The sequence below is a fragment of the Vibrio sp. R78045 genome, assembly GCF_042466085.1.
GTDB classification, from domain to species: Bacteria; Pseudomonadota; Gammaproteobacteria; order Enterobacterales; family Vibrionaceae; genus Vibrio; species Vibrio cyclitrophicus.
The window spans coordinates 1,155,575-1,178,817 of record NZ_JAXHBS010000018.1 but is presented as its reverse complement, the minus strand read 5'-3'; the positions used below and the strand labels follow the sequence as shown (position 1 = coordinate 1,178,817).

15 protein-coding genes are annotated in these 23,243 nt (G+C 42.4%); 9 read left to right on the top strand and 6 right to left on the bottom strand.

What is annotated here, in order from left to right; all coding sequences use genetic code 11:
- Nucleotides 1-322 precede the first annotated feature (322 nt).
- Together SJY39_RS27085 and SJY39_RS27080 are read left to right on the top strand one after the other, a co-directional pair.
- Nucleotides 323-1,873, top strand: a complete 1,551-nt coding sequence (locus SJY39_RS27085) for a Na+/H+ antiporter NhaC family protein (protein ID WP_010440609.1) — start codon at nt 323-325, stop codon at nt 1,871-1,873.
- Nucleotides 1,874-2,452: 579 nt separating this feature from the next.
- Entirely contained in the window at nt 2,453-3,046 is a 594-nt protein-coding gene (locus SJY39_RS27080) for an acetate uptake transporter (RefSeq protein ID WP_010440610.1), read from the top strand.
- A 159-nt stretch (nt 3,047-3,205) separates the two neighbouring features.
- On the opposite strand, the gene SJY39_RS27075 is transcribed toward SJY39_RS27080, so the two are convergent.
- The 4 genes from SJY39_RS27075 to SJY39_RS27060 all read right to left on the bottom strand — a co-directional run bounded on the left by SJY39_RS27075 (nt 3,206) and on the right by SJY39_RS27060 (nt 8,676).
- Nucleotides 3,206-4,753, bottom strand: a complete 1,548-nt coding sequence (locus SJY39_RS27075) for a sodium:alanine symporter family protein (protein WP_016767148.1) — start codon at nt 4,751-4,753, stop codon at nt 3,206-3,208.
- Between the two features lie 470 nt (nt 4,754-5,223).
- On the bottom strand, nt 5,224-6,594 hold the full coding sequence (locus SJY39_RS27070) for an MBL fold metallo-hydrolase (RefSeq protein ID WP_372264251.1): 1,371 nt from the start codon (nt 6,592-6,594) through the stop codon (nt 5,224-5,226).
- Nucleotides 6,595-6,772: 178 nt separating this feature from the next.
- Nucleotides 6,773-7,540, bottom strand: coding sequence for a 1-acylglycerol-3-phosphate O-acyltransferase (locus SJY39_RS27065; RefSeq protein WP_372264252.1), 768 nt, complete (start codon nt 7,538-7,540; stop codon nt 6,773-6,775).
- 197 nt (nt 7,541-7,737) lie between these two features.
- Nucleotides 7,738-8,676, bottom strand: a complete 939-nt coding sequence (locus tag SJY39_RS27060; protein ID WP_372264253.1) for a hypothetical protein — start codon at nt 8,674-8,676, stop codon at nt 7,738-7,740.
- A 264-nt stretch (nt 8,677-8,940) separates the two neighbouring features.
- On the opposite strand from SJY39_RS27060, the gene SJY39_RS27055 reads away from it, so the two are divergent.
- From SJY39_RS27055 to SJY39_RS27025, 7 genes are all read left to right on the top strand, one after another.
- A complete protein-coding gene (locus SJY39_RS27055; RefSeq protein ID WP_372264254.1) occupies nt 8,941-9,516 on the top strand; it encodes a class I SAM-dependent methyltransferase in 576 nt (191 codons plus the stop codon).
- 7 nt (nt 9,517-9,523) lie between these two features.
- Nucleotides 9,524-12,418, top strand: a complete 2,895-nt coding sequence (locus tag SJY39_RS27050; RefSeq protein WP_372264255.1) for a DEAD/DEAH box helicase family protein — start codon at nt 9,524-9,526, stop codon at nt 12,416-12,418.
- A 232-nt stretch (nt 12,419-12,650) separates the two neighbouring features.
- Complete coding sequence (locus SJY39_RS27045; protein WP_372264260.1) at nt 12,651-13,379, top strand: DUF429 domain-containing protein; 729 nt, start codon at nt 12,651-12,653, stop codon at nt 13,377-13,379.
- 82 nt (nt 13,380-13,461) lie between these two features.
- Nucleotides 13,462-14,271: a M15 family metallopeptidase gene (locus SJY39_RS27040; RefSeq protein ID WP_372264256.1), complete on the top strand. Its 810-nt coding sequence runs from the start codon at nt 13,462-13,464 to the stop codon at nt 14,269-14,271.
- Between the two features lie 305 nt (nt 14,272-14,576).
- The gene (locus SJY39_RS27035; protein ID WP_016793731.1) at nt 14,577-16,457 is read left to right on the top strand and encodes a RimK/LysX family protein; all 1,881 of its coding nucleotides are present in this window, start codon (nt 14,577-14,579) and stop codon (nt 16,455-16,457) included.
- Between the two features lie 651 nt (nt 16,458-17,108).
- Nucleotides 17,109-18,110 carry a helix-turn-helix transcriptional regulator gene (locus SJY39_RS27030; RefSeq protein WP_372275492.1) on the top strand — a complete coding sequence of 334 codons (1,002 nt, stop codon included), beginning with the start codon at nt 17,109-17,111 and terminating at the stop codon, nt 18,108-18,110.
- Nucleotides 18,111-18,472: 362 nt separating this feature from the next.
- Nucleotides 18,473-19,954: a hypothetical protein gene (locus tag SJY39_RS27025; protein WP_372275491.1), complete on the top strand. Its 1,482-nt coding sequence runs from the start codon at nt 18,473-18,475 to the stop codon at nt 19,952-19,954.
- Between the two features lie 78 nt (nt 19,955-20,032).
- Here the strand turns inward: SJY39_RS27025 and SJY39_RS27020 are convergent, their stop codons facing one another.
- Nucleotides 20,033-20,770 carry a DUF2290 domain-containing protein gene (locus SJY39_RS27020; protein ID WP_372275490.1) on the bottom strand — a complete coding sequence of 246 codons (738 nt, stop codon included), beginning with the start codon at nt 20,768-20,770 and terminating at the stop codon, nt 20,033-20,035.
- Nucleotides 20,771-22,909 carry a DEAD/DEAH box helicase gene (locus tag SJY39_RS27015; protein WP_372275488.1) on the bottom strand — a complete coding sequence of 713 codons (2,139 nt, stop codon included), beginning with the start codon at nt 22,907-22,909 and terminating at the stop codon, nt 20,771-20,773. It lies immediately after the preceding gene.
- Nucleotides 22,910-23,243 lie beyond the last annotated feature (334 nt).

The following is a 23,243-nucleotide window of genomic DNA, read 5'->3' as shown; positions in this document are numbered from 1 at the left end:
TCATTATTAATCAACCTCTGCTTTAGATTGGCTTACTAAGCTGACCCGTGTTGTTCAAAAGCCGAAAGTTATGACTTTCGGCTTTTTTATTGCGCCTTCTCACCATGAGAGTTGAGAAGCCACACTATCAAACACTGAGTTGAATAATGACTCCTACTTTCTTTCATTAAGGAAATCGTTTCAGGTAGGTTGCTCTGCACTCTCGTTAATAAGAGGATTATTTAACTAGTTATGAAATAAAGTTCTGTACAAATGACTCTTGTGAATTTATATTCATTTTTTAATTATATTTATTCTTTTATTTTAGGGTTAAGGTGTACCTATGGAACAGACAGATATCACGTCACTCATCCCCATTGTGATTACTTTGGTGTTGTCATTGGCGACAAGGAATGTAGTGATCGGCCTTTTTGCTGGCGTATTGAGTGGTGTAGCAATGCTCACCGGTATGTTTAGTGAACTTAATCCTCTTGATACGTTTGGCACTATGGTGAAAGGCTATCTGGTACCTCAACTGACCGATAGCTATAATGCAGGTGTGATTATGCTTTTGATTTTCATCGGCGGTTTTGTTGCTTTGATGGAAAAGTCCGGTGGTGGTGTCGCATTCGCAAAGCGGGTGACTCAGTGGGTAAGCAATAAATGCCAAGCTCAAGTGTCTGCTTGGTTAGGTGGAATTGTTATATTTTTCTCAGACTTAGGCACTCCTTTAATTGTCGGCCCTGTTTTTCGTCCCCTTTTCGATAAACTGAAACTTTCAAGACAGAAGCTAGCATTCATTATTGACTCAACCTCCTCTCCCGTCGCGATTCTTATCCCTTTTATTGGCTGGGGTGTTTATATCATGGGGTTGATTCAAAAAGAGTTTACCGCTTTGAATGTCAACATGTCGGATTGGGATGCTTTCATCGGCGCGATTCCTTTTCAGTTCTACGCTTTCTTAGCGATCTTTATTGTTCCTTTAGTTTCTTTTAAAGGTTTAGACTTCGGACCAATGGCAAAGGCAGAGCGTGATTGCCAAGCGGGTCTTTGTTCTGGTGCGAATAATGAGTCCTTGAATCCTTTCTCGCATAAAAATGCAAAAGCATCTTTTGTTTGGGCACCGCTACTCGTGATGGTCGTTGTATTGTTCACCATGTTGGTTCCGCAAGGCTTCCCGTTCCAAAAGGTTGCAGGTTCGTCATTCAGAGCGGCTTTATCATCGGCTTATTTTTTTGCTGCGATTACCTTGATCTCGCTAATGGCTTATTACGGTGTAAGAAAATTGTCTGATGGTGTTTCGGTGTATTTAAAGGGCATGGGAAATATGATGCCTGTAGCGATCATTCTTGTATTGGCATGGGCGTTAAGCACCGTCGGTAAAGAGTTAGGCGCCGCGGCTTATATTGCAGAACAAGCACAAAGTGGCTTTCCTTACTGGTTAGTGCCTGCCGTCGCTTTTTTGTTGTCGGCGATTATTTCATTCGCAACGGGATCGTCGTGGGGAACCTTCGCGATTATGATGCCATTGGTTATTCCAACCGCTTTTGCGATTGATGCGCCTTTACTAGTGGCAATCGGTGCTGTGTTGTCGGGAGGTTTGTTTGGGGATCACTGTTCACCGATCTCTGAAACAACCATTCTTTCTTCAACTGGCGCAGGGTGTGATCAATTTGAACACTTTAAGACTCAACTTCCTTATGCGTTGATGAATGGCTCTATCGCATTGGTGAGCTTTGTTGTGGCAGGCTTTACGGGAAGTACATGGGTTGTGCTAGGAGCTCTGATTGCTCAGCTTATCCTTGTGACTCTGTTAGCCAAGTACGATGCGAGTAAAAACACTTCTTCAGAAGTTCAACCTCAAGTGTCTGAATCTAAAACACAACAAGCGTAATTTAAGATTACAGAAGAGGGCGAGATTCCAGATATCTCGTCCCTCGATTCTGGAATGACGATCCAATGAGTAGATACGGGATGCGAGTAAACGAGTAACGAAAAGCTCGCCATCTGTTGCCTACGTTTGCTATTAAGGGTGCGCTTACTCAAATCTAAAGACTCTTTTCGCATCCCCATCTCGTTTATCGTACCTAAAAAAACCTCGTCATTCCCCACAGTAAGTAACGAACGTGACAGAGGGCTTTTGTGTGCCGCAAGTGCTCATATCGAAGAGTAGATTCCAGATATCCCGTCCCTCGATTCTAGAGTGACGTAGCACCAGGCTTTGTCTCATTGCCTCAACACTTACCTCACTCGTCATTCCTTACAGTGAGGAACGAACGTGATAGGGAATCTGTTTATTGATAGTTTCGGTGAATTGAATAGGTTCATTATGAAACCTATTTTCCATAAGATCATTTGTACAATCTTAGTTTTCGATAACTGGATTACCTAGTTGTACGGTTTATAGATTAAAATTTTCTGATAATTTTTATCGTTTTTTTTTAATCAACCACTTTAATAAGGTAAATTCGTAATGTCGACCAAACTAGCTAACCCAGCGCCACTAGGCTTAATGGGTTTCGGTATGACCACCATTCTTCTTAATATCCACAACGCAGGTTTCTTCCCAATCGATTCTATGATTCTTGCAATGGGTATTTTTTACGGTGGTTTGAGCCAAGTTATCGTGGGCACTATGTGTTTCAAACGTGGTGACACGTTCGGTACAACTGCGTTTACTTCTTACGGCCTATTCTGGTTGTCTTTGGTTGGTTTGATTGTAATGCCTTACATGGGCCTTCCAGCAAGCCCTGCTGCATTCATGGGTTGGTACCTATTACTATGGGGTATTTTCACAGGCTTCATGTTCATCGGTTCTCTATGTTACCCAGTTGCGAAGCAAGTAGTATTCGGTTCACTAACTATCTTGTTCTTCCTGCTAGCCGCTCGTGATTTCACTGGCAGCGAACTAATCGGCACTATCGCTGGTTTTGAAGGTATTTTCTGTGGCGCTTCAGCTATCTACTTTGCAATGGCACAAGTAATCAACAACGAATACGGCCGCACAGTACTGCCTATCGGTGAGAAGAAAGCACCTCAAATGGCAACACAAGAAATTGCTGCTTAATGCTCTAACTCGGGAACAGTTAGTTTGTTATAAGCTGTTTATTGGTTATGAACAAAACAAAAGGGGTTAGCCGAAATGGCTAACCCCTTTTTTATGCGTTATTAATAGAGCCAGTTAAAGAGGTCTATTTGTTAAAGCAATCTATTTGTTAAGGCGAGTTTAAGCTGAAGGTTGCTCTACAGGTTTAGTGTCTGCAGTTTCAGCTTCAGGAGATTTTCCTGTTTTACGCTTGTACTTCTCTTCCCAGTAGGTAGCACCTTTAATGCCTAGTTTTACAGGGTTGAACGTGTACTCAGTGACGCCTTGTTTCTGCTGTTCTTCGTAGTCTGCAAGAGCTTTAAGCGCAGGCTTAGACATGAAGAAGATGATCAGAATACCGACAATGTTTAACCACGCCATCAAACCAACACCAACATCACCCATTGCCCATGCAAGGTTCGCTGTTTTAACTGTGCCATAGAAAACGGCAGTAATAAGAACAAGCTTAAGTACGAACATCATGCCAGGAATTTTGATAGTACGACGTAGGTAAGCAATATTCGTTTCTGCGATGTAGTAGTAAGCAAGAATTGTTGTAAATGCGAAGAAGAACAGAGCAAATGCGATGAACGGCTTACCAATGCCTGGTAGTGCACTTTCAATAGCAAGCTGTGTAAATACAGGACCGTTGGCACCAATGTTTGCTGCTAGGTTCTGAACAAGGAACACACCTTCAGCGCCGCCGTGAACGTTGTAAGCACCAGTGATGATGATCATGAACGCTGTAGCTGAACATACTAGAAGTGTATCGATGTAGATAGAGAACGCTTGTACCAAACCTTGCTGAGCTGGGTGATCAACACTTGCAGCCGCAGCCGCGTGAGGACCTGTACCTTGACCCGCTTCGTTTGAGTAAACACCACGCTTAACACCCCAACCAATTGCAGCACCGAAGCCTGCCATAGGTGTGAATGCATCGCCAATGATCATTGCGAAAACCGTTGGCACTTGGCCGATGTTTAGCAGAATGATAACGAACGCGATGATGATGTAAGCCAGTGCCATGAATGGAACAACGATTTGTGTGAAGTTCGCAATACGTTTAACACCACCAAAGATGATGAACGCTAGGATAATAGCAACTACAGTACCAGTGAAAATTTTAGCGAAACTGAATGTACCGATAGCTGTTTCAATCATGTCACCTGAGCCAAATGCAGCTTCTACAGCATTACCAATACTGTTTGACTGAACACCTGGAAGCAAAATACCACATGCAAAAATAGTCGCGATAGCAAAGATCCAAGCGTACCATTTTTGACCCATCGCTTTTTCGATGTAGTAAGCCGGACCACCACGGAACTGGCCTTCATCTTCTTCTTTGTAGATTTGCGCTAGCGTTGATTCTGCGTAAGCTGTTGCAGCGCCAAAGAAAGCCACTACCCACATCCAGAATACTGCACCTGGGCCGCCGAAACCGATAGCGGCAGCAACACCAGCAATGTTACCTGTACCGACACGGCCAGATAGAGAAACGGCCAGAGCTTGGAAAGACGAGATGCCTTTTGACGAGCTTTTACCCGATAGTAGCAAGCGCCACATTTCAAAGAAGTGACGGATTTGAACAAATCGAGTCATGATGGAGTAGAACAAACCTGCACCTAAACATAGGTAGATAAGTACTGGACTCCAGATTATTCCATTCAAAAAATCAACGAATGACTGCATGAGTATTTTCCCTGTTAGTTTTGCTTATGATTGTTTTTCGAACAACACAATACTTCACTTGTAACCCGAGTGTTAAATCATTTAACTGCCTATTAGGATTACTGTGACATAAAGCATGTTACAGGGGGTGTTTGTTAACGCTTAGTGCTAATTTGATAATCGTTTCATTAAAATTGATATGCAATTAGTTGTTTTTAGTGTCGGTTTGTAAAGTGAATAAATAGTGATTAATACAAATTTTCGAAACTCACAATATGTGTCAGAAGGGAAAATAGAAGAAAAATGAGAGGAAACGTTGTTCAGTACTAATGACTGTTAACACATTGCGACGGTAAAGACGCAAGAATATATCACCGATATAGTGAAATTAGGCAGGTTTAAGGGGAGGTATTAATTAAAATATCAGTAGTGATTTTTAGAACTTTCCGTAAGGATTACCGCAATCAGAAATCGTGAATCAATCGCCTGTTTTAAACGACTTTAAATCCTTTTCCAACCAAAGCTTGAGCGAACTCAGACTGAGTGTTTGGATCTCCGTGAATCAAATGTACCTCTTTGGGTGGCACGGTTATTTCTTCTATAAATCGATTGAGATCCTCTTTATCGGCATGAGCAGAATAGCCAGACATGCCATGGATCTGAGCGTTAACCTCAACGTCTTTATTATCTATCGAAACCTGCATTTCGCCTTGTTGCAGCTCTCGGCCTAGTGTTCCGTGCGCTTGATAGCCTGCTAAAATCACATCGGTCCGTTTATCGGGAAGCAAAGCGGATAAATAGTTCATTATCCTGCCCCCCTGACACATTCCAGAAGCTGCAACCACAATCGCGGGTTCACCTGTCGACTTGAGGCGATTAACGATTTTCTTGTGCATCCTATGCCCATCAATGGTAATGCATTGCTCAAAAGCGAGTGGGTGACGTTTCAGTTCGAGACGTTGCTTTGCTTCTTGCCCCCATAACTCTTTAAAGCGTCGGTAGGATCGCGTCACCTTTTCTGCCATAGGCGAATCGAGGATGATAGGAATATCGCTACTGAGTTGATGTTCAAAGATCAGGTGCTCGATATCAAATAGCAGTTCTTGTGTTCGACCGATGCTAAAAGCCGGAATGAGAATAACGCCGCCATCGAGTAACGAACGGTCAATGATTGCTTTGAGGCGTTCAGATCGAGAAGCAATATCATCATGTGTACTGGTGCCGTAAGTTGATTCGATAAACAGATAGTCGGCTTGTTGTGGTGGTTTAGGATCGGGCAGTAGTAGAGTGTTACTTGGGCCCAAGTCGCCAGAAAAAACAACTACTTCTTGGTTGGGGAATTTAATCTCGATATAGGCAGAACCTAAGATATGTCCTGCAGGTTGAAAGCGAGCGTACAGAGTATTTGGCCTATGATGATCCTTTCCGTTGTTTTGCTGTTTAGACGTAATTGGAAACCATTCCCCGTAAGGCTTAGGAACAATCAACGAATGAATTTTTTTAAGGATGAGTTTGGATTGTTTATGACTGAGCCCTTGCAGCTTTAAGCCATCTTCAATCATTAAAGGGGCGAGTTCAGCGGTGGCTTGCGTGCAATAAATCGGTTGGTTAAAGCCACTGGCGAGTAACCAAGGTAACCGGCCAATATGATCAATGTGAGTATGGGTCAGCAAAAGAGCATTGAGGTGGGACGTTTCAAATTCAATATCAAGAGGGTGTGCGTCCGAACCTTGAAGCTTTTTACCTTGAAGATCTAAACCTTGAAAAAGGCCACAATCGATCAGCACCGCTTGGCCTGAATCTCTTAGTTCGTGACAAGATCCTGTGACCGTATGTTTGCCGCCATGGTGAATCACTTCCATCGTTTACTCCCATTGCTCTATAAAGCCATTAACGCCTGTTTTTATTTTGCGGATAAGCGCCAGCATGTAAAACAAGAACAATGAGAGTTGCGATCGTTGAGTGTCTTTTTAAGTAACTGAGCGATAACTCAGTGTATTCGTTGCGAGTTAGCTCCTGTTCCCTTTGTGGCTAACTTATTTAACGCGCAGAAGAACGGTCAGAATCTAGCTTCGGTGTTTGCTGCGCCTCTAAACGAGCCACTTCGTCATCTAACTGTGCAATTTTTTCAGCCATCAAGGCATGACATCGATTGGCCAGTTCTCTTGCATCGCTGAGCTTGTATCCAGTCACATCAATAGGTTCAAGCATCTCGGTGATCACAATGCCATTATTAACTCGGTTGAGGTTAATCTTATTGTGCGTGGTACTGGTACACATCGGGGTGATAGGCACACCGGCCTCAATCGCCATTCGAAAAGCGCCCGTTTTGAATGGCAGTAATCCACGCCCTTTGCTACGAGTTCCTTCAGGGTAAACCCAAACAGACAGATCTCTGTGATGGATCGCTTCTGCCACTTGCTTGATGGTATCGCGTGCTTTGGATTTATCTTCACGATTAATCAGAATGTTACCTGTGATCCAATACAGCAAGCCAAAGAAAGGCACATACAGCAAGTCGCGTTTACCCAGCGAAACAGTACGCGGCCTTAACATCCCTGGTGCGGTCACAAAGTCCAACACGCTTTGATGGTTTGAGATATACACGCTTTTTTCTGGTGTCGGTGCATTGTCTAGGCCACGCTGCACCAATTTAACACCAACGAGCTTTTGTAATTGGTTGAACCAACGGCAAAAAACGTACACATGCTTCGGGTTTTTGGGGCTAAACAAGCAGTAAACAAAAGCACATAGAGTGGTGAAAATAATAAACACAGTAGCCAAGATAATACGAAGAACAGCAAGCACAACTCACTCCTTACTCACCACAATATTGCAGTGATTAAATAGTTTTAGATGCTTGAAGTTTTCACTCTATTTAACCGAATTGCAACAATTAACTGTTTTAGGGGGCTGTTTTTAGATCTTTATATAAAACAAGGACTAACAATGGGTATTTGACACGATCATCGAGCTTACACGTGTTCACCAGTAGGGATGCATGTTCACCAATACTGTTTATTTGGATCCGACTTTTCTACCCATTCTGGATCTTGACGTGATTCTAAATAGAGCTGTAGGCCGTTATAGGACATGAAAGCCGCTGGGCCACCAAGATGCTCAAAATAGTCAAAATAATCATCTTCGAGTGAACAAAGGTGAGCTAAATCTTTAACGTTATTCATCATTGCCCATTGAATAGCGAAAACCGGAGCCGTCGAACCTGAAATGCTGACCTCTTCGACATTTGGGTTGAACTGTGAATTGGCTTGCTCAAGCTGTATCTCTTTTTGTTCAGACTCTTGCTGTAACACTTCTTCGATGATCTCTGAGCGTTTGGTATTAGAGACATTCTTGTTTAGCTTAGCGATTCGAAGCGCGTAGCTAAAACGGTCTGTTGAAACGATATCGACAAGTTGCGATAGCAGCTCTTTGTCTACGCCCGCAGCCTTGGTGAAATAGTCGATACACGAATTGATTGAGGCATAACGAGTACCGTCAAATTCAAAGCCACTGGTTTCGTCGTATACCTCAAGTGGGATGTCATCAACCGACAAAGGCCAGCCTTTATAATCGACGCGTTGTTTGGCTATTTGATACATCTTCCAAGCGCTGCGCCCAAACCCACCGAGCGTCGAGCCCGAGAAATCAGAATCAATAAGCTCCTGCTCCGTCCAGTTCTCACCAATGCCAAGGTGCTTAGCGTACTTGTCTATCAGAGTGTGTTTTATCTGATCGCGAACCGACCAAATTGAGGTCAGATTCTTTGAATAGTTAATTCTCGCACACTCATTACAAGCCGGCAGTGTGATTGGTGAATGACCAATCTTTGCAACAGCCTGCGCTGTCTTTGGGAATTCAACAATATCATTGGAAGGTTCACCACAAAACCAACAGGTGTGACGCAGGTTGAATGGGGTATCTATGTGTGAGTATGTGTTCATTAGTCTTTATCGGCTAGGTGCTTGAGGCGAGTTAATCATCTTCAAACAATTATCTCTGTTCGCACGTCACCTTGCACCTTGTTTGTTTCATTTTTCTGCGGAGTTTAGTTTGTAGTGGTCATTGATAGGGTGAGGTGAGAGACGGTCAATATGCTATTTGGGCTTAGGTTGTTAAGGATGAATATCGAGCTGATACACAACAACACTTCCTCTTTTTCAATATGTTAGAATGGGTGAATTAAATGACACACTGAGAGTGGACTCGTGACTTATTACGATCAGAATGCTGAACTATTTTTTTCAGGAACGGTTGAGGTTGACATGGCACCTGTTTATCAAAGGTTTATACCGTTACTCAATGACGGCGCAAGCATTCTTGATGCGGGCTGCGGATCTGGTCGTGACACTTTGTATTTTCACAAAGCAGGGTTTGCAGTCACAGCCTTTGATCTCAGCGAGCAACTTGTGGAGCTCGCGAGGCAACATACATCGCTTCCGATTCAGCAATGTGCGTTTACTCGCTTTGAAAGTACTACGCAATATGATGGTATCTGGGCGTGTGCTTCTCTGCTGCATGTTTCATTATCTGAGCTACCTGAAACTCTGGATCACTTATCCTCCTACCTTAAACCCAAAGCCGTGTTTTATTGTTCTTTTAAGTATGGAGACAAGGAAGTCGTAAAAGGGGGGCGCCGGTTTACCAATTTGACGGAAAGCAGTTTGCTGACCGTTTTAGAAGGAACTCAGTTGGAGGTTAAGGAAGTTTGGCAGACCGGTGATCAGCGGCCAGATAGGGTCGAAGAACGTTGGCTAAATGCGTTGCTGATTAAGAAAGGGTAATATTTTTATGCCAAAGCAATCATTAACCATAAAACAGGATCTTTTAACTGTAGGGGATGACGATCCGTTGCTTCCCCAGTTGGTTCATGCCATCAACTATGCCACTGAGATTGAAATCGCGGTTTCCTTTATACAACCATCAGGGTTAGATTTACTGCTTCCAAGTATTTATGAAGCTATTGAAAGGCATCGCAGCGCAGGAACCACGCTTAAGCTACGAATTCTAACCTCCGATTACCTTCATATTACTCATCCAATCGCTTTACGGTCGCTCGCATCACTAAATAATGACGGTGTTGAGGTTAAGATTTTTGAGTCCAATAATCGTAGTTTTCACCTCAAATCTTATATTTTTGTGAGAAGTGATGAGGAGCAGAGCTTCTATAATGGCACTGCATTTATTGGCTCAAATAATATCAGTAGAACTGCATTAACTAATGCCTATGAATGGTGCTTAAGGTTAGATTATCAACCTCCTTTCGATTCAGAACCCGCTCAACAATTTTTCAAAATTAGAGAACAATTTGGCAAGCTGTTTCACCACCCTTCTGCTATTCGAATCTCAGATGAGTGGATTAGTGATTATATTAAACGCCGCCAACCTCCAGAATTAAAAGCCGTGGGAGATCGCTCTTTAACTGATGAAGAAACATATTCGCCTAACTCGGCACAGGTTGAGGCATTACTAGCACTTAGTGCTAGTCGCAACAAAGGGAACGTTCGCGGCCTTGTGGTTATGGGAACCGGAATGGGCAAGACGTGGTTATCAGCATTTGATGCTCAACAGATGAACGCCAAAAGAGTTCTGTTTGTTGCACATCGGGAAGAGATTCTGAGACAAGCTTTTCATACCTATTCTAAGCTTTGGCCAGAAAAGTCTGCGGGCTACTATCATGGTAAAGTCAAAGAACAGGACAAAGAGATGCTTTTTGCGTCAGTACAAAGCCTTGGCCGAGAGCATCACTTAGAGAAGTTTGCATCAAATTACTTTGATTATATTGTTGTAGATGAATTTCACCATGCCAGCGCTAAAACTTACTTAAATATACTGAATCACTTCGAACCTAAGTTTTTGCTCGGGTTGACTGCAACGCCAGAGCGTCCTGACCAAGCCAATATATTATCTCTTTGCCATGATAATCTCGTTTTCGAAAGAAACCTCGTTCATGGCATAGATAGCCAAATTTTGGTGCCATTTCACTATTACGGAATTTGGGATGATTCTGTTGATTATCAAGAGATTCCTTGGCGAAACGGTAAGTTTGATCCTTCTGCACTCGATGCACAATTTGCCACGACTCGTCGTGCGAAGCACGTTTTTGAACACTGGAAGCTGCGACGTCAATCTAGAACTCTCGCTTTTTGTGTATCCATCACTCACGCTAATTATATGGCTGAGCAATTTAATTTAACGTTTGAGAAAGAAGGATTTAGAGCACTCTCTGTCCACAGTCAATCCCCTGTACGCCGCAATGAAGCGTTGCGGTTACTTGACCAAGGTGAAGTACAAGTTCTGTTTACGGTTGATCTTTTTAATGAGGGTACGGATCTACCGTCAATTGATACTGTGTTAATGATACGGCCAACCGAGTCAAACATTATCTTTATTCAGCAGCTTGGGAGAGGATTGAGGAGGCACGTTAACAAGACTCATTTAGTGGTCATTGATTTCATTGGTAACCATCGTTCATTCTTGAATAAGCAAGAAGTCTTAGGCTTGCAGGACTTGACCTCATCGCCAAGCAAGCTCTCAACATCAACGCGATCTCCTGAACTCGGTGAGGGGTGTTATATCACTATAGACCCTGAAGTGACTGAATTCTGGCAAGAGCTATCGAAGCAGTTGCGGCACTCCTCGTCCCAAGAGTTTGTTCATTTAATGAATCATTTAGGGCATAGACCTAGAGCCGTTGAGTTTTATCGTGCAGGTTACGATTTTAACAAAGTGAATAAGCAACATGGAAGTTGGTTTGAATTAGTCTCTGAGCAGATTAGTGAACCTGCCATTCAAGCTGTGACTCATGAACATAAAACGTTCCTGCTGAATGCGATACAAAAAATGAGTATGACGAAAAGCTTTAAAGCGATTCTGTTAGAGGCATTTTTGGAACTAGACGGTTTTCAAATTCCACCAACATTACAAGATCTTGCAACTAAAAGTGGTCAAGTCTTGGCGCGTTACCCTTCGATTAGAGACGCTGATTTACCGAGTAAACAACAGATGCTTGATGTTGAGTCGACAACTTGGTTGCAGTATTGGAAAAGTAATCCTATCAATGCATTTATTGGAGGAAACCGAAAAAATGCTACTCAATGGTTTGTCGTTGAAGATGGGCGTTTTAAAAATAACTTTCCAATTGAGCCGAATCACATCAGTGCATTAGGAGATTTAGTTAAAGAGTTAGTGGATTTGCAGTTAGCAAAATATGCAGACAGAAGGAAAAATACAGAGACAGTATTAGAAAGCGATCAATCTTCCGCGCAACTTATTCAACTGCCTTATTATCCCAATCTAAAGATTGCCTGTGGCCACTTTAAAACGGGAACACATGATGATTTGGAGTTGATGGAAGTTGATCTACATAACGTAGATCCTCAAAAACACTTTTTAGCTCGTGCATCTGGTAACTCAATGAATGGTGGAAAATCGCCTATTTTGGATGGACAGTTATTACTTTTAGAGTTGGTTAGTCCGGTTTCTGCCGGCTCTATAACAGGCAATACAATGGCTATAGAGATCCAAGATCAGAGTGGTGACAATCAATATCTACTGCGGGTGATTCAAAAAGATTCTCAAGGAAATTATTATCTGAAAGCAAATAACCCAGATTACGAAGTTATTGAAGCAAATGAGAGCATGAAAACTTTTGCGAGATTAAAACGCGTTATTGATGTTGGGTAATGGGTAATGGGTAACTGTGCTTTAGTCGTTGCCATCTATTGTGACGTTTGTATTTGTTCGGCCATTACACAATATAAAATTCAGGGTAGTGAAGAATGATAAGCGGAACTCTTTCTTAAACAGCGTAACGAGGTTCCAGTTTTTGTTGACCACTACACTAAAGGCTTTTGCAATTGCGGGAATGAGTTGAGTGGAAATATTCGAAGGTGGACTGAAGGCATCTCTACAAACAATGAAATACATCGGAATTGATGGCTGTAAGGCGGGTTGGATCGCTTGGATTGTCTCTGGCAATGAGCCACCTACGTTCAAAGTAGTAAACACGCTCGATGAGTTGGTTGATGATCTTACGGGATCAACAACATTAATCGATATGCCGATTGGTTTTAGCGATTCACAGAATCCGGATAGATTATGCGATAAAGCAGCAAGGCGCTTTCTAACCAGCAAGCGTGGGTCTTCAGTGTTTCCTGTTCCGTGCCGAGAGGCGGTTTACCAAACCGATTACATTGCAGCGTGCGGTGCCAATGTGGAGCAGCTTGATAAGAAGTTTTCTAAACAGACTTGGGGGATTGTTCCCAAGATCCGCGAGCTTGATAAGCTCATTGAAACTCATCCCAATCTTTCTATCAGGGAATCACATCCTGAAGTTGTGTTTGCAGCATTGAAAGACGAACCGCTGATATTTTCCAAACGAACACAAGAAGGCAAAGAGGAACGACTTTCTATTATTCAGCAACTTGCTCCTCAATGGTGTGAAGGCTTGTCGTTGGCCATTTCAAACACCAAGCGTAAAGACGTGGCGATAGACGATATTTACGATGCGTTCGTACTTATGTTGGTTGCCTATTACGCTCCGCAATTATCGACCTTGCCTGAGTTTTCTGATGTTGGTGGAGAAGCGGATGTCGACCAGAACGGACGAGTTAGAGAGATTGTCTATTGGAATAAACCGCGCTAACAAAGCGTGCGCTCAACTTGGCTTAATATGCTATTTTCCAACTTCTGTTACTTTTCACTCTTACTATTTTTGAGTCTTTGATATGAAACGTTTTATTGTCGGCTGTCTGGCCATTGTGCTCAGTGCAGCGAGTTATGCCCAAGTAGCCCCTATATCTCAATGGCAATGCGACATGATGAAAAAGAACAATGTCTTGAGTAATGGTGCGCCTGTTGGCTGTGAGCGATTATCCAAAGTGGATTTCGATTTCATTAATTTCAAAGGGGAAACGCAACAGGGCAATATGATCGTGCTTGATGTTGTTGCACCTGCTGTTGAACAAATCTTTTCAGAGCTTAAACAGCGCAATTTTCCTCTTCATTCCGCTCGCCTTATGCGTGAATTCAGAGGTGACGATAACGCCTCAATGGACGCGAACAACAGCAGTGCGTTTAACGCTCGTCCTATTACAGGTGGGGGAGGTTGGTCGAAGCATGCCTATGGTGTGGCGATAGACATCAACCCAGTTCAAAACCCTTTCTTAGAGTTCGATAACAACGGAAGAATCACAGTAAAGCCTTCACAATCTGCGACAAGCTATGTGAACCGTACGCGCTTTCGCGCGCGTGATGAAATAGAGCGCCAAGGCATGGCGGAAGATGTGGTTGAGCTGTTTGCTCATCATGGATTTATGATCTGGGGAGGCGATTGGAATAGCCCCATCGATACTCAGCATTTTGAGGTCGGCTCAAGAAAATTCGTTAACCAACTGCTTTCTAAACCACAACCTGAAGCCAAGGTGTTATTTGAGCGCTACGTCGAATCGTATCGACAGTGCTATCTCAAAAATAAAGGTGAGAACGCAGAAAAAGCTCGAGCTATCTGTGCAAAGAAAACAGTCGGGACTTTTTAGTGCTATGTTTATCTAGAACCGTTTGTGTTTTAGCAAGTTAAGCCTGCTTAAGGTGTGTTTTGAATCGCTAAGGTCAACGTATGTCGTTGGCCTTTTTTATATTCATTTCTTCAATATAACACTGAGCATTAAAAAGGTTATTGGGTATCCATTAGTCAATAATCGATAAGGTATTGCTCTGCAAAGTCATCGGTTTGTCATTGAAAAACTCATAGCGTTAACGTTATGTGAGAACCTGTGCTGGTAGGGGAACTCTTCGCTGAAACGCCAGTATTATTAGTGAACTGATCACAACGGACCAACTAATGAAAAAGATACCTTTGGCTCTAACTCTTTTAAGCACTCTACTTTTTTCACAATATACTTTGGCTACTGATACTTCACCTACCACTCAAAACCCTACTTACGAACTCGATGGTAAGGCGGTATTAGGCCGTACTGAGAATGTATACCTCTCTAGCGTTCAAGGGCTAAAAGACGTTCCTTTCATTGGCAAAATCGACACTGGTGCAGAAACTACCTCTATGCATGCTGAAGATATTCATGTGAAGAGCACGAATGCCGATTACAAGAATCTTAAAGACAAAGAGTTGATGGCGGCGTTAACCGAAGACTTGTTGAATAATTCCGATGTTGATTACGATGATTGGAATGGCAGTGCCTTTGCGAAATATGAGGCTGTGGTGTCTTTTAAAGTTCAAAACCCGCGCACGGGAGATATGGTATTAATCGAAGCGCCTTTAGAGCGTGTCAGCATGATACGCAGCCGCACCAGCAGCACGCCTTTACTTCGTCCTACCGTAAAAATGTCGCTCACCATTGCAGACCAAGAGCTAAAAACCGATGTTAACCTGACCGACAGAAGCCATTTCTCTGCGCCAGTGCTGATTGGTAAAACCTTCCTTGCGGATAACGCGCTAGTGTTCGCAGGCTATGACTACTTGCAAGAGCAGGAAAAAGCGACAGTGGTAGGTCGAAAAGAGGTGGTGTCTATTTCAGGAATGGCGATGAATGCGACCTTCTCTTTAAAGAATCGATACAGTATTTTGCATTCAAAAAATATCGATGTAGACAAGAAAAACAATGAAGTCACGTTTGATATGGTCGATAACGACGGTAAGCAAAAAGGAATGACACTGCCATTAGTTCGTATGTTGAGCGTGAGTGGTAAGAAGAGACCTTTGGTGTATGTACCTGTTCAACTCGATGAAAACATCACTAAAGATGTTCTAGTGTACTTACGTGACCGTTCAAGTAGTGAGTCACAGTTGAGGTTTGGAACCAGCACCGCTAGCGAACTTTTCATGATTGATACCAACGCTGAAAATATTCTCTCTGAAGGCTCCGAGAGTTTCAGCGATGTCGCGAAAAAAAGTGAGCCACTGATCATCTCACCGGAAGAAGATATCACTTTAGATGGGTTTCCTATGAAGGCAGTTGCTTCATTCACCGTAAATACCCCTTTACTCAAAGTCGATAGTTTTGAAATGACAGGGAAGGGCAAAGACGCGTCCGTTGAATTCTTCCTTATTGATGCGAATGGTGAGCAACAGAAAGTCATTAAGAAAATAATCAAAAAGCTTCGAGTTGGGGATGACGTTCGCCCAGTTGTAAGTGGTGAATTTTTAGGTGCTGGTAAAGTTCGCCAACAAGAATTTGCTATCGACGTACTTAATAGCAACGAGAAAGAGTCCTACTTCGTGTTAGGCAAAAAGATGGCGAAAGATGGGGTGTATGTGAATACTCGATCTGACTACCTTTTGAAATCGGAGCCTTTATTTAAAGTTGGGCACATCGAAGTTGTTGAAGTCAACGGCATGACGTTCCCTGCCAAGTTGGATACTGGCGCGGATGTCAGCTCAATGAATGCAGTCAACATCAAACGATTCAAGAAAGATGGCCAAGACATGGTGAGTTTTACCTACCAAAACAACCAAGGCGATAAGCAAGATTTCACTAAGCCAGTGATTGATGTGATGCGTATTAAAGCCAAGAAAGGCGAGAAGGTGAACATTCGCCCTGTGGTAGAAATGAAGGTTAAGTTAGGTGACTTAGAGAAAGAGGTAAGGGTAAACCTTCAAGATCGCTCTCGCTTTGAATACAGCATGATCCTAGGTAAGAACTTCTTAAAGCACGGCGCAGTAGTGAGCAGTAATGAAGATTACTTGCTGGGCGAGATGGATTAACGCCTGAACTTATCTAAGTTCGTAAGATAACAGTTCTAGACGGCCACACATTTCAGCAACGGGATGTGTGGTTTTTTATTGTTGACGTGCTAAAGGTAAGTCACTGTTAAAAAGAAACTTTCCTTGTTATGGCTAGTAAAATAAAGATAAAAAAAGGGCCAACTCTTTCGAGTTGGCCCTTTCCAAACGTTTGGGCTGGCGTCATCGTAATTTGAATCTTAAATATTTGATTTTTATATCTAAACCTAGGTTCATCTTTGTAAAAGGTGCTAACTGGGTGTTTATTTTTATTTGTTATCGATTGATGGCTGCTACTAGCTTCTTGAGGAGTTGAACTCCCGTCCATTTCTTATTAAATGATTATCATTAGTATTTATTGCTTGGGTCAATCAATCTAATATATTTCACATACATATCACTCCTATGTATCCACCAGCACAGGAGTTCATTATGCCCACCTCGATTATTCAATTAATTTCAATTGTACGCTTTCATCCGACACCAGATGCCCAAGCTACTCATACAATCAACTCACCTTAAAGCCTAGCGTGTAGAGCTTCGTCTCTTGCTATCAACCGAGTGAGAGTGACTTGTTCCAACATCGTTATACCGTCACCTCTATTTTGATCCGCTTCGCTAAAGGTGCACACGATGAGTAAAACCACTCATGTGAGCACTCGCCAGCATATGGTGCTCGCGCTTGAACTCTACAAGCGCATACCGTATTGGCATAAAGTCACGGCTTCTGAGCTCAAAGCACAGCTTCAGGAGATAGGTATTGATAGAGATATTCGAACGATTCAACGTAACCTTGATGTGTTACTTGAATATTTTGATATTGACCGAGATACTCGTGACAAACCTTATGGATACCAACGAAAGCAAACTAAATCTCTTGTTGGCTCCAGTACTCAAGAAGCACTATTGTTGTGTCTGGTTGAGTCTCACATACATTATTTAATCCCTTCTCATATATCCCATACTCTTCAGTCGTTATTTGAAGATGCTAACTACCGATTAAAATCCTTAGCTCAGGACTCAAAAGAATCTCAATGGTTACGAAAAATAGATTTATTCGGCACTTATGAACTAAGGCGTAATATCAGCCTTGATGCTTACGCAGCTATCAGTCAAGGGCTTTACCACAACCGTTGGTTAAACTTGCACTATTACTCTGAAGAGGGGCAACACAGAAAAGATGTCATGCCATTAGGTCTTGTACAACAAAGTAATACATTGATATTGGTGTACCGCCAGAAGGGAAATAAAGACGCTACTTTTGTTGATGTCAGCCATATTCACAAGGTCACACTATCAACCTTCACGTTTGCTTACCCACAAGATTTTGACTTACAACACTCAGCATCGGGATACACCAATACAGAGCATGAGCGTTATACACTCGAATTCACTATTACTAAACAAGCTGGTGAACATCTCTACCAAACACCACTTTCCAACGACCAACGTATCTCTGAGTTCGATACGTATTTACACATCACTGTTACGGTTTCTAATACACCCCCGTTAGTGGCGTGGCTAGAAGCACATAAAACCCACATCACCTTTGTAGAACAACAACCTATACAGCCGTCAGTCAAAAGCCCCCAACTTCAAACCACTTCTCTAAATAGCGATAGCGGTCTCACTTAGTACAGTCCTATGCGACACCAGATGCCCAACCTATTGATAACCTGACAACAAACAGGGATGTCACATAGGGTTGCCGTCTTTCTATGTGAACCACTACGACATAGACGGGGGAGAGAAGTTCATGACCATTAAAGCGATTCGACCATTACTTAACAAGCACCGTTGCCTAGCTTCATTCAGCTGTGAATATTGCGGGGGTAGCCACAGTTCAACCTGTGACATTTGCGATATGCCTCCATGCCGATGTGCTTGCTAGTACCACACGTTTAACACCCACCATTAGCGGTTTACGAAAGTAAGCCGCTTTTGCTTTCTATGCATTTATCCCTACAAACCAATTTATGAATAAAAAGGAATTTCCTATGAAAAAGACGTTAGTTTCTGCGCTTATTGTTAGTGCAACCCTTGCTGGTTGCGGCGGTGGTGGCTCATCTGAGCCTTCACAACCATCCAACTCTACGTTGTTATCCGGGCGTGCTATTGACGGCTATATCGTTGGTGCCACTGTTCATTATGATTTTAATTCAAATGTTGTTGTCGATCCTGATGAGCCATCAGCTATCACCGAGGCTGGTGGTGTGTTCACTATTGAAGGTGACATAACCGAAGAGCAGCAAGCCTGCCTTGAATACGTTCCAGTGATCGTAGATGTACCTGTCGGAGCTATTGATGAAGACTTAGGGGAAGTGACTCAAGCATATGTACTTAATCTTCCACCAGCGTTCACGTTACCTGAAGAGGTGGTGAGTAGCTCCGTTAACATTACGCCACTCACCACAATGTTGTGGGAGTCAGCGAAACAGACGGTTGAAAGAGAGCAAGGAGAAGCGTACAGCTGTGAATTAGTGAAAGACAATGAGCCAGTCCGCAATGCCATAAAAGACGCCATGCGTAACGTAGCGGGTGATTTAGTTTGGCATTTCAATATCTCAGAGGAAGAGCTGTGGAGTGATTACATAGCGGATGGTAACAGTGCGGTCTACGATATTGCTGAGCAGCTTATGACATCCATTCAACTTTCATTTGAAGAGACTTATGAATTGTCGCTTCAGTACCCATATGCACATATCAACGTGGCTCACTACCTTAACGATCCAACGGACTGGCAACGCCAAGATGATGAACAATTGTGGTACAAATCGATTTCCATACGTCAAGGTAGCTTCTGGTCTGAATCCGTCTATGCGGTAGATGATAACTGGCTACCCGAACGTTTGATTCGAAACTACCTACAAGAAGACAGTGTCACTGATTTTGGTACGGTGGGTTATGTGAATGAATACCGTAACATGAGCTCAGATCCAATCTTTGACGACTACATTTGCAGTAAGTCAGAAACCTTACTTTCAAAGGTGGCTGACACTGACAACCAATACGGCATGGATAACAAGTCATCGTTCTATGATCTTAGTGAATTGGAGTGTAATGAGGTTAGTTTGACTGATACAGCTGATAGCCAAAACATGACGCTTTCGACTACGAGAGTGAGTGGTGTGTACGATGAAGACGGAAGCCGTTACAAGTGGAATACAGTACCAAGTGAGTACGCGCATTGGTTAGGCTTCAGTACAAATGTAGAGAGTATCGACATTGATGCATTAAATGCTGATATCGCAGCACTACCACAAGTCTATGGAGCTCAAGATTCTGTTGGGGCAGACTGGTGGGAGCATACTAAACGCTATAAAGAAGGTGAGAACAACGTATCTGAGCACAGGACTAATACTGCGGCTGAAATGCCCAATGGCGATATGGCAATGCACCATCGATTTGTTTCTTATCCTAATGGGAAGTTCAAGTATGAATGTAACAGTGATGATGGCTGGTATAACTGTACTAAATAGCCACGTTTAAACTGGCAGCATAGAGGGGAGCAACGGCTCCCTTCTTATGTATGAGCTAGAACATGCCGACAAAACCTCTCAAATAATGTTTAAGGCTCCGCGCTGCACATCACAATAGAAATCTGACTTAATAGTTGTACAGTTCATTTTTGCTCTTTTGTACTCTTGATCCAGTTTCAAATCGCTACCACTCAATAACTCCCAATTTGTTCGATAAAAATTACTCAACACGAACGTTGTGAATAGTTCTGGAGTAAACACTTTATTGGTTGCAATTCTAGAGCTGTTATTAACTCCTAAATGGAGATGAGCAATAGGATGGTTGACCCTTTTATGCTGCTGCTCACTAAGATCGTAACGTAATATAGGAGTTGTAATATTCGCTCTCAACTCACAAAGGGCTTGAGTATATTCTTCGAATGACCATTCATCCTCTAGATAATACTGATGGTAGGTTTGTAGCAAGTCCGTCGGAGAGTCTGGCTCATCAGAATATGTACTCGAATTCATAGGGTTTGGATAAAAAGCCATTCGAAGTTCATATGGATAGGATAACTTAGGCTTCTTCGGGTCAGGTTTGATCTCTCGAAATGAAAACTGAAAGTACGAAAAATCACTTAGAATAAAGTTATAATATCCTTCGTTTAATCCCGCAAAGTAAATATCTTCGTGTGTCGAACCACTCATTAGGGCTACCTTATTGAAGCCCTTGCTAACCTTTAGACATACGGGAGAGACCATCTTAGGCTCTAAACCTAGCTTAGTACATATGGCCATGGCACGAACAATCCCACTATCGAAGTTTTTCTGCTTCATTTAGATCCCCTTTAGGAAGTCTACTTTTTCTTCTTCACTAACACCTAAAAGTTCAAGCTGATCACGATAGTTTCGTTGGAGTTCTTTTAATTTTTGGCTCTTTTCAGATAAGTCTCGTTGAAGCGTCTCGATGTGCTCAGGGTCTGGCTGCACAAATTTTAACTGGGGTGCCTCCATGAGTGACTTTCGTAGTTCATCAAAAAACAATTCAGCTCTAGAACCGATGCCGCTGACTCTTAGCCAAGCTTTTGCTCTAGTAAATGCTGTAAATATTCTGTTTCTTGAGTAATGACTACCTTCGGTCAAGTACAGAGAATCGATACCGATAACAAGCACAGCAGGGGCTTCATTTCCCTTAGCTCGATGAATTGTCGACATCGTCACTTGCCCTTTTTCGATAAACGACTTCGAGCTATAAGGATTTAGCAATACGTTATTCGACGAAATATCGTGTGTGAACAATCGACTTTGAATAGCTTTAAAATAGCTACGAGCATTGCGGTCATCCAATGCGATGATCATTATATCTTCAGCCTTCAATCCATCAGCTAGTAAAGAGCGAATATTACCAACAACCCAGTCTGACTCTTGGTTAAGATTCTGAAAAGATTCGTATTTAACGAGTTCTTCTACTGGCTCATAAGCTGATATCGACAGAGGACTATTTTGACTTGGACGCTCTAGAATAATCTCACTACCGACCTCGAAGTCCCCTTTAAGAACATCATAACCGACATCCTCCCAGTGAGCCTTATCTTCTAAGTTCTGAACCGGGCATCCATCTTTTCGATACAAACCAAAGCCCAATGCGTGAGCGGCGATAAGAATTTCGCGAGGATTGCGGTAACACTTAGTAAGTACAATATCGTTATCTAAATACTCAGGTAAATGACGCCCTGCTCTTTGAAGGTCAATGTAATCTTCACCATCACTGTCTTGACCAAATAGTTCTTTAGGTGATCTAGTTTTTACCTTAAAGATATTTTGTAGCTCATCGTATCCCCAGATAATATTTTTTGTATCTCTATCCCCTTTAGTGATTTGGTAAACCAGGCGGAAAAATGATGGCGTCATATCCTGAGCCTCATCCATTAGTACGTAGTCATACTCAGCTCTAAGCTTATTACTAGCTATAGCATCCGAACAAACATACCCAAAAGGGTTGCTCGGTAACTGCGCTTTAGCTTGAGGAAAACTCACTATTGGAATGCCATTATCATTACATGCTGAGTAGTAAACTCCATCTATACCAGTACCACCCCAAGCATGCTTAATTTGTAAGTTATCCCAATTGGGATCAACCTTTTTATAATGCCTATAAAAACGTGTAATTAGGTTTTTTACATGTACATAAAGGCTTTTAGTGAAAAACGTGAAAAGAATTTTCTTCTCAGGATACTCCATGTGAATATGAGCAGCTTTCATAGCCAACACAACCGTTTTCCCTGAACCAGCTAGCCCACGAATCCGTTGAGGACCATCAATAATAGTGACCGCACTGTTTCTTTGACGAATATCGAAGGTTTTAATTTCGTCTTCAAGCTTCATCAAAGTAAACGCTTTAGTTGTTTTGGCCCCCTCATCAACACTTCTTTGTTGATCCGAAGACAGGGCTTTAGTGCCCTCCAATATAGCTCGGCACTCATTGAACGTCTCTTCCGAGAGAGGTGCAACAAGATCTTCTCTCATAACGGCAAGAGTATCAGCAAGCTCTGTAATAGAAGTAATAAAAAGGTCTTCATCACAGTCTAAGTCTGCTATCGACTCTGCATAAAAAAAGGCGTCGAAGCCAATACTGAGTTCTTGTGCTCTCTTTTTCTTAGTACGAAGAAGTTTACTTTCGTATAGATTTGAAAATATTAGACTTCTGTATTCGTCCCACTCTTCATCTATCTTTTCCGAGGAAACAGTACCGTTAAACTCACTGAAGCGCAGCGCTAACACACCATGTTGCTCACTTAGTATTACTAAGTCAGATGTTTTCATTACATCAGATTCGTATCCATAAAACTTCGGAAAGCCAAAGTAAACAATAGCGGTCTCTAACCCCAGAGCTTCACTATTGTCTTTTAGGTGACCAACTACTAACTTTGCCAGCGGTACACTTTCAAAGTGTTTCGAAGTAATTACTGTTTCCATCGCCATTAAGACCTTGTTGTGTACGGTTTTTAACAATAATACAGACCAGTTTAGCTCTCGGCTACTGCAAATAGCTTAACTAGAGATCCGTATTAGATTATTGAAGACATATAAAGGTGATATGACAGGGTAGGTGCAAAAATTGACATCCTGCACACACTTGTCCAGCTTACGATTTGTTGAGGGACCTGTCTCTCTAATACTCAACGAGCAATATTTTTAACTACCGCTTTAATCTATTCATCTACTTAGTAAGATGGCGCCTTCGTTTTATCAGTCAACACGCTAACAGGGTCAGGTCTTTCCTTTTGCCATTTATTATTATTTGTATATC